This window comes from Streptococcus oralis subsp. dentisani (assembly GCF_002096685.1).
Lineage (GTDB): Bacteria > Bacillota > Bacilli > Lactobacillales > Streptococcaceae > Streptococcus > Streptococcus oralis_AD.
On record NZ_NCVA01000041.1, the window covers coordinates 574,271 to 581,876 of the forward strand.

The window sequence follows — 7,606 nt, forward strand, 5'->3', positions numbered from 1 at the left end:
CTTCTCCTTCTTATAAAAATTGCTGCGGTTCATGGTCAATGCTAAGACGAAGCTCGCTATTTTCCCGTTCTTGAGTCAAGGCTAAGACCTGATTGAGAGTCTGTCCCAGCTCATCTTCTAAACGGTATTTAATCAAAATCTGGTAATGATAGAGGTTGTGGGTACGGGCGATGGGTTTTGGTGTTGGTCCAAGGATTTTACTAGTTTCCGACAAACCTGAGCGCAAAATTCCCATGACTTCATAGGCACGTTTGACAACCTCTTCTTCTTTCTTGTGAGAGAGGGTAATCCCAATAGTGAAATAGTAAGGCGGGTAGCCGAGTTGGCGCCTGATACTCATTTCATAAGCGTAAAAGCCTTCATAGTCCTGATCTTTGGCAAAACGAATGGCATAATGCTTAGGATTGTAAGACTGGATCAAGACCTGCCCAGCCTTTTCTGCACGACCTGCACGGCCTGCCACCTGGGTTAAGAGCTGAAAGGTTCTCTCAGAGGAACGGAAATCTGGCAGATTTAAGGCCGTATCCGCATTGAGAACTCCGACTAGGGTCACATTTGGAAAATCCAAGCCCTTAGCAATCATCTGAGTGCCCAGTAAGATATCTGCTTCCCCTCGGCCAAACTGGTCAAGAAGAGCTTGGTGACTGCCTTTCTTGCGAGTCGTATCCACATCCATCCGTAGAATGCGGGCCTGAGGAAAGAGCTCTGCTAGCTCATCGTAGGCTTTCTGAGTCCCTGTCCCATAGTAACGAATACTGCGACTCTGACAGTTGGGACAGACATGAGGAATTCCTTTGGAAAAGCCACAGTAATGGCAGTTCATGGTCTTGGTATCCATGTGGAGAGTCAGAGAAATATCGCAGTTGGGGCAGCTATCTACCGTCCCACACTCCCGACACATAACAAAGCTAGAATAACCCCGACGGTTGAGCATGAGGACTACCTGCTCTTTTTTATCCAAACGGTCTTGGATGGCCTCTAGCAAAGGAGGCGTAAAATTTGATGTCTCATTCTGCCCGATATAGTCCCGAAAGTCAATCACTTGAACCTCAGGAATAGTGGCTAAAGGATTAGCTCGTTGGGTCAGACGTAAGTGTTGATAGACGCCTTTTCCAGCCCGCGCACGGCTCTCTAAGCTCGGTGTTGCCGAACCAAGGACTAGGGCTGCTTGATTGTACTGAGCCCGTAAAATGGCGACCTCTCTAGCATGATAACGGGGATTGCTGTCTTGTTTGTAGCTCGCTTCATGCTCTTCATCAATAATCATGACACCCAGATTTTTAAGCGGAGCAAATATGGCTGATCGAGCACCAACAACAACTTGGGCATCACCGCGTTCTACCTTGCGCCATTCGTCGTACTTTTCACCATTGGACAGGCCTGAGTGGAGAATGGCTACTCTCTCACCGAAACGAGCAATGAAACGCTCCGTCATCTGTGGCGTCAGAGAAATCTCAGGTACCAGTAAAATAGCCTTCTTACCCTTGTCCAAGGCTCCTTGGATGATCTGTAAGTAAACTTCTGTCTTTCCACTTCCTGTAATTCCTTGAAGGAGGAAAGGAGGCTGTTGACTGCCAATAGCACTAACAACGGCATCACGCGCCTGTCTTTGTTCAGGATTCAACTCTAAAGGTGTACTTGCTTTAATCCCTTCAAAATAAGCAGCCGAGCGTTGGACTTCCATTTGGACTAGGGTTAGAGCTCCTTGATCTACAAAAAAGTTGACTTGCTCGCGTGAGTAGGATTCTAACAAGCTAGCCAGAGAAGCACTTTCAGGATGAGCTAGCAAATAGTCTCTCAGCTCTGCCTTTTTCTTAGCACGCGCAGAAATCTCAATCTTCTCTAGCTGAGTGGCATCAACCTCATACCAAGACTGGGTCTTGACCTTCTTTTGATCGACTGCCTGGTATTCTAAACGGAGTAGCCCTTTTCTAGTCAAACGCATCATTTCTGCCTGTTTGGCAAAGTCTAGAGAAGAAAAGGCTAGCGAAGCTTCTGAACCAAACAAACGCTCTTTGTCTGCCTGACTCAGACCTTCCAGAGGATAGAGAATCTTATCATAACTAGAGTTTAAAAATCCCGGCAACATGGCTTTTAGAATGGAGATTTTGTAAGAAAAGACAGACTTGCGTAACTCCTCAGCCAGCCAGAGTTGCTCTTGAGTCAAGACGGGGGAAAAGTCTAGCACTTCTGCAATCTCCTTCAAGTCCTGATCAGCTACTTCTCCCGACTGGGACTCCAAACCTAGCACAATTCCTTGGATCAAACGATTGCCCTTGCCGAAGGGGACATGGACCCGCATACCGACTTCCAGCATCTCTACAAATTCTTCAGGGACCTTATAACTATAGGGCTGGTCCGTCTGCATCAGGGGAACATCCACGATAATCTTTGCGATAGCCATTTTCTCACCTCCTTCTTGTCAGTAAATTCTTGCAATAGAAAAAATAAGATTGAGTCCCCCCAACCTTAAATTTTTTCACCATCTTCTTTTTCTTTAGCGATTTGCTCTTTGATTTTCTTTTCTTCTTCTTCTTTGCGGCGTTTTTCTTCTTCGATACGGAGACGAACCGCTTCACGTTTTCCTTCTGGATCTGGGTGAATGGTTACATTTCCAGACTCGATTTCTTCCAAAGCGCGAAGAGTTGATTTTTCAGACTTAAACTCTTGAGTTGCTGGCGCGCCTGCTTCTAGTTCGTGGGCACGCTTTGCTTCCAAAATTACGAGTGAATATTTTGATGGTACCTTGTCAAGCAAGGTATCAATAGAGGGTTTTAACATCATTTGCTTGTACCTGTTTCCTATAGTTTATCGAGTAGTTGGAGATTTTGGCAACATCTCCTGGTAGTGACCAATGACACGGTCCACACGGAAGTGTTCTGCTTCGATCACACGCTTGACACGTTCAGCAGCGAGGGGCACCTGATCGTTGACAATGGCATAATCATACTCACGCATGAGGGCAATTTCTTCCTTGGCTTTTTCGATTCGTTGGGCAATCACTTCAGCACTATCTGTTCCACGACCTACCAAACGATCTTGCAATTCATCCAAATCTGGTGGCGTTAAAAAGATAAAGACAGCATCTGGAACCTTTTTCTTAACCTGAAGGGCTCCTTGGACTTCAATCTCAAGAAAGACATCGATTCCCTTGTCTAGGGTTTCATTGACATAGGTTAGCGGAGTTCCATAGTAGTTACCGACATATTCTGCATATTCCAACATCTGACCTTGACGGATTAGCTCTTCAAACTCTTCACGAGTACGGAAGAAATAATCCACTCCGTCCACCTCACCAGGACGTTGCGCACGCGTCGTCATCGATACAGAGTATTGAAATTGATTCTCAGAACTCTCAAAAATCTCTCTTCTAACCGTTCCTTTCCCAACTCCTGAAGGACCAGAAAAAACGATTAGCAAGCCTCGGTCTGCCATTATGTCTCCTTTAGTTAGTCTGTGAAATAAAGTAAAATTTCTCTCGGACACTGATGATAGCGTCAGTTATTCTTCTACAGTCTTTCTATCTAGTGTAACAAAAAAGCAGTAATATTTCAACTGCTCTTTCTTATTTATTTAGCATAATCTACTGCACGAAGTTCGCGGATCACGGTTACCTTGATATTTCCTGGGTAATCGAGATTATTTTCAATTTTCTCACGAACTTTGTGAGCCAAGATTGTGACTTTGTCGTCTTTGATTTGTCCTGGATTAACCATGATACGGATTTCACGTCCTGCTTGAAGGGCGAAGCTATTTTGGACTCCTTCAAAGCTATTAGCGATTTCTTCCAAATCGTGGAGACGCTTGATATAGTTTTCAAGAGATTCACTACGAGCACCTGGACGCGCCGCACTCAAGGCATCTGCTGCAGCAACAATCACTGCAATCACACTTTCAGGTTCCACATCGCCGTGGTGGCTAGCAATAGTATTCACCACAACTGGGTGTTCCTTGTACTTGCGTGCCAACTCTGTACCAATCTCAACGTGGCTACCTTCAACCTCGCGGTCAATAGCTTTCCCGATGTCATGAAGGAATCCAGCACGACGGGCAAGAGCTGCATTTTCACCAAGTTCACTGGCGATGATACCAGATAGCTTAGCAACTTCAATCGAATGACGCAAGACATTTTGTCCATATGAAGTACGGAACTGCAAGCGTCCCATGATCTTCATCAAGTCTGGATGAAGGTTTGGCGCACCAATCTCATAGGCTGCAGCCTCACCGTATTCACGGATTTTATTGTCAATCTCTTGACGGTTTTTCTCCACCAACTCCTCGATACGAGCTGGGTGGATACGGCCATCCTTGAGCAACATTTCCATGGTCATACGAGCAATTTCACGACGAATCGGATCAAATCCTGACAAGGTTACCACTTCCGGTGTATCGTCGATAATCACATCAACCCCTGTCAAACTTTCAAAGGTACGAATGTTTCGACCTTCACGTCCGATAATGCGTCCCTTCATGGTATCGTCTGGAAGGTGAACTGTCGAGTTTGTTGACTCTGCTACATAGTCACCAGCGATACGCTGCATAGCCTGAACCAAGATATCTTTCGCAATCTTGTCTGAACGTTCCTTCACTTCTTGCTCTGCCTCACGAATGCGACTAGCAATTTCCTTGGTCAAGTTTTCCTCTGTCTGAGCCAAGATAATATCTCGAGCCTCAGTTTGGGAAAGGGAACCGATACGTTCAAGTTCAGCTTCTTTTTGTCTTTCGACTTCCTCTAATTGCTCTTCACGTGCATCAAGGTTTTTTGCTCTATCAGAAATACTTTGTTCTTTTTGTTCAAGTGTTTTTTCTTTGTTCGTCAAATTATCGTCCTTACGGTCAAGGCTCGCAGCTCTCTCCGTCAAACGACTTTCAATTTGCTTGAGCTCCTGACGTTCTGACTTAAATTCAGCGTCCACTTCTTCACGGTATTTTCTGGCTTCCTCTTTGGCCTCCAATAGTGCTTCTTTTTTAAGAGACTTGCTTTCGCTCTTGGCTTCATTTAGCAATAAATCCGCTTCGCGCTCAGCTTGTCCTCGTAAATTAGTTGCTTCTTGTTCAGCATTTAGAAGCATCAACTCTGCAGCCTCTTGAGATGATTTCATCTTAGCTGAGATGCTGACATATCCAATGACTAAACCAATGATGACGGCAAAAACAGCAATCGCAAGTGTCATGATTTCCATGTTTTTACCTCATTAAATTTGTTTATCGAATGACATACATTCTTTAATATTCTATCATAAAAAACCGATTTCCACAAACCCAAATTGAAGAGTTTTGTGTGATTTTTTGAAGAAAATCCTTATATTTTCAAGCAAAATAAAGATTCTTTAAAAATTTAAATTTCCACGAAAAACGAAGCAAAAAAGAGCAATCACCCACCAAATACTACTTCTACAAACGCCTTAGAGAAAGTTCAGGAACAAGTGAAAGCGGTTCACTGTGGACAGATTTAACAGCCAGATCCCCATCATCACACTACTTCAAAATACCAAAATTATACTGAATAAATTTCACATATTCCAACATCTCAGTCGCGCTATAATAAAGCCTTTTATCCTCAAATTTTCAGAGAAACTTTAGCACCTTGTGAGATTGACAGCCAGACGTTGACTTGTTCTGGTAAACTTCGTCATTAGTTAAAAGCAATCAGCAAGAATATAAGATGTCTAGTATTTGATTTTCAAAAATTTAGAATGATAATTCTCGTTACTTTGAATGTTAGAAAAGAGAGAACCAATCTGATTCTCTCTCATGATTAGTTAGATCTCACTCTCTACAGTTGACAAAGAGCCAAAAACCCCAGATAGCCTTAGGCCATCCGGGGTTCTTGTTTTCATCGCTAAAATGATATCAACAATTTCATTTTAGTCGATTTTTGGGACTTAGTCTTCTAAATCCATTTCAGAAGCTGCTGATTTCTTCTTCTTGCCAAGAAGAGAGGCAGTTGCCAAGGCAGCTACTCCTAATCCAAGACCAGCAAATTGGTTACTTGCAGTTCCTGTATTTGGAAGTTTTCTACCGTTTGAACGTCCTGGTCCAGCAGGTTGTTGTGCAGGAGCTTGTGAGTGGTTCAATGCACTTGAGATTGAAGCACTGTCAGACAAGCTAGCTGAGGTACTTGCGCTATCGCTCAAGCTTGTGCTTGTTGAAACTGATTCACTTGTGCTGATTGAAGCACTTACGCTGTTGCTCAAGCTTTCTGAAGTACTTGCTGAAGTTGAGGCATCGCCTGAACCATTGCTTGTACTTGTTGAACCTGAACCACTACCTGAGTTGTTGCTTGCACTGATTGAAGCTGAAGCTGATTGACTTGCAGATACTGACGCTGAAGCGCTTTGGCTTGCTGATACAGATGCTGATTGACTAGCTGAGCCATCGCTTGTGCTTGTTGAACCTGAACCGCTACCTGAGTTGTTGCTTGCACTGATTGATGCAGAAATGCTGTCACTCAAGCTTGCGCTTGTTGAGACTGACTCACTTGCGCTGATTGATGCTGAAGTACTATCGCTCAATGATACACTTACTGATTTGCTGAGTGAAACTGACTCACTTGCACTTACAGATTCAAGGTAGCTAGGAAGGTTAAACTCTGGTTTAGATTCGCTTGTTGGCTCACCCTTACTATAGCTGAATGAGTTAGATTGTTGTGACGCACTTGTACTCAAACTGCTTGAAATGCTATTGCTAAGTGATGTAGATGTGCTTACGCTGTTGCTCAAGCTTGTGCTTGCTGAGTGGCTTGCACTGATTGATGCTGATACGCTGTTGCTCAAGCTTGTGCTTACTGATTGGCTCGCACTGATTGAGGCTGATACGCTGTTACTCAAGCTTGTGCTTGCTGATACTGAAGCACTAATTGAAGCAGATACGCTGTTGCTCAAGCTTGTGCTTGCTGATTGGCTAGCACTGATTGAAGCAGACACGCTGTTGCTCATGCTTGTGCTTGCTGATACAGATGCACTAATTGAAGCAGACACGCTGTTACTCAAGCTTGTGCTTGCTGATTGGCTAGCACTAATTGAAGCAGACACGCTGTTGCTCATGCTTGTGCTTGCTGATTCAGATGCACTGATTGAGGCTGATACGCTGTTGCTCAAGCTTGTGCTTGCTGAGTGGCTAGCACTAATTGAAGCAGATACGCTGTTACTCAAGCTTGTGCTTGCTGATTCAGATGCACTAATTGAAGCTGACACGCTGTTGCTCATGCTTGTGCTTGCTGATTGGCTAGCACTGATTGAAGCAGACACGCTGTTGCTCATGCTTGTGCTTGCTGAGTGGCTAGCACTAATTGAAGCAGATACGCTGTTACTCAAGCTTGTGCTTGCTGATTGGGATGCACTAATTGAGGCAGACACGCTGTTACTCAAGCTTGTGCTTGCTGATTGGCTAGCACTGATTGAAGCAGACACGCTGTTGCTCAAGCTTGTGCTTGCTGATACTGAAGCACTGATTGAAGCTGATACGCTGTTACTCAAGCTTGTGCTTGCTGATACAGATGCACTAATTGAAGCAGACACGCTGTTGCTCAAGCTTGTGCTTGCTGAGTGGCTAGCACTAATTGAAGCAGATACGCTGTTACTCAAGCTTGTGCTTGCTGATTCAG

Annotated in this window: 6 protein-coding genes; 1 reads left to right on the plus strand and 5 read right to left on the minus strand. The window is 44.3% G+C overall.

Annotated features, from left to right (window positions below; translation table 11 throughout):
* Positions 1 to 10: 10 nt before the first annotated feature.
* From B7705_RS09545 to B7705_RS10020, 5 genes are all read right to left on the minus strand, one after another.
* Positions 11 to 2,404, minus strand: coding sequence for a primosomal protein N' (locus B7705_RS09545; RefSeq protein WP_084949215.1), 2,394 nt, complete (start codon positions 2,402 to 2,404; stop codon positions 11 to 13).
* A 65-nt stretch (positions 2,405 to 2,469) separates the two neighbouring features.
* On the minus strand, positions 2,470 to 2,784 hold the full coding sequence (rpoZ, locus tag B7705_RS09550) for a DNA-directed RNA polymerase subunit omega (protein ID WP_002874282.1): 315 nt from the start codon (positions 2,782 to 2,784) through the stop codon (positions 2,470 to 2,472).
* A 24-nt stretch (positions 2,785 to 2,808) separates the two neighbouring features.
* Positions 2,809 to 3,435 (minus strand): guanylate kinase, encoded by a 627-nt coding sequence (gene gmk, locus B7705_RS09555; protein WP_000775041.1) that lies wholly within the window; start codon positions 3,433 to 3,435, stop codon positions 2,809 to 2,811.
* A gap of 134 nt (positions 3,436 to 3,569) precedes the next feature.
* Positions 3,570 to 5,183, minus strand: a complete 1,614-nt coding sequence (locus B7705_RS09560) for a ribonuclease Y (protein WP_084949217.1) — start codon at positions 5,181 to 5,183, stop codon at positions 3,570 to 3,572.
* A gap of 702 nt (positions 5,184 to 5,885) precedes the next feature.
* A complete protein-coding gene (locus tag B7705_RS10020) occupies positions 5,886 to 6,668 on the minus strand; it encodes an LPXTG cell wall anchor domain-containing protein (protein WP_239822344.1) in 783 nt (260 codons plus the stop codon).
* A 10-nt stretch (positions 6,669 to 6,678) separates the two neighbouring features.
* On the opposite strand from B7705_RS10020, the gene B7705_RS10025 reads away from it, so the two are divergent.
* Positions 6,679 to 7,606: hypothetical protein (locus B7705_RS10025; RefSeq protein ID WP_239822345.1), on the plus strand; the 928-nt coding region annotated here is incomplete at its 3' end.

Excerpts from the sequence above, each read along its gene's own strand:
- gmk (WP_000775041.1), bottom strand. The coding sequence starts at position 3,435 with ATGGCAGACCGAGGCTTGCTAATCGTTTTTTCTGGTCCTTCAGGAGTT.
- rpoZ (WP_002874282.1), bottom strand. The coding sequence starts at position 2,784 with ATGATGTTAAAACCCTCTATTGATACCTTGCTTGACAAGGTACCATCA.
- B7705_RS09560 (WP_084949217.1), bottom strand. The coding sequence starts at position 5,183 with ATGGAAATCATGACACTTGCGATTGCTGTTTTTGCCGTCATCATTGGT.
- B7705_RS09545 (WP_084949215.1), bottom strand. The coding sequence starts at position 2,404 with ATGGCTATCGCAAAGATTATCGTGGATGTTCCCCTGATGCAGACGGAC.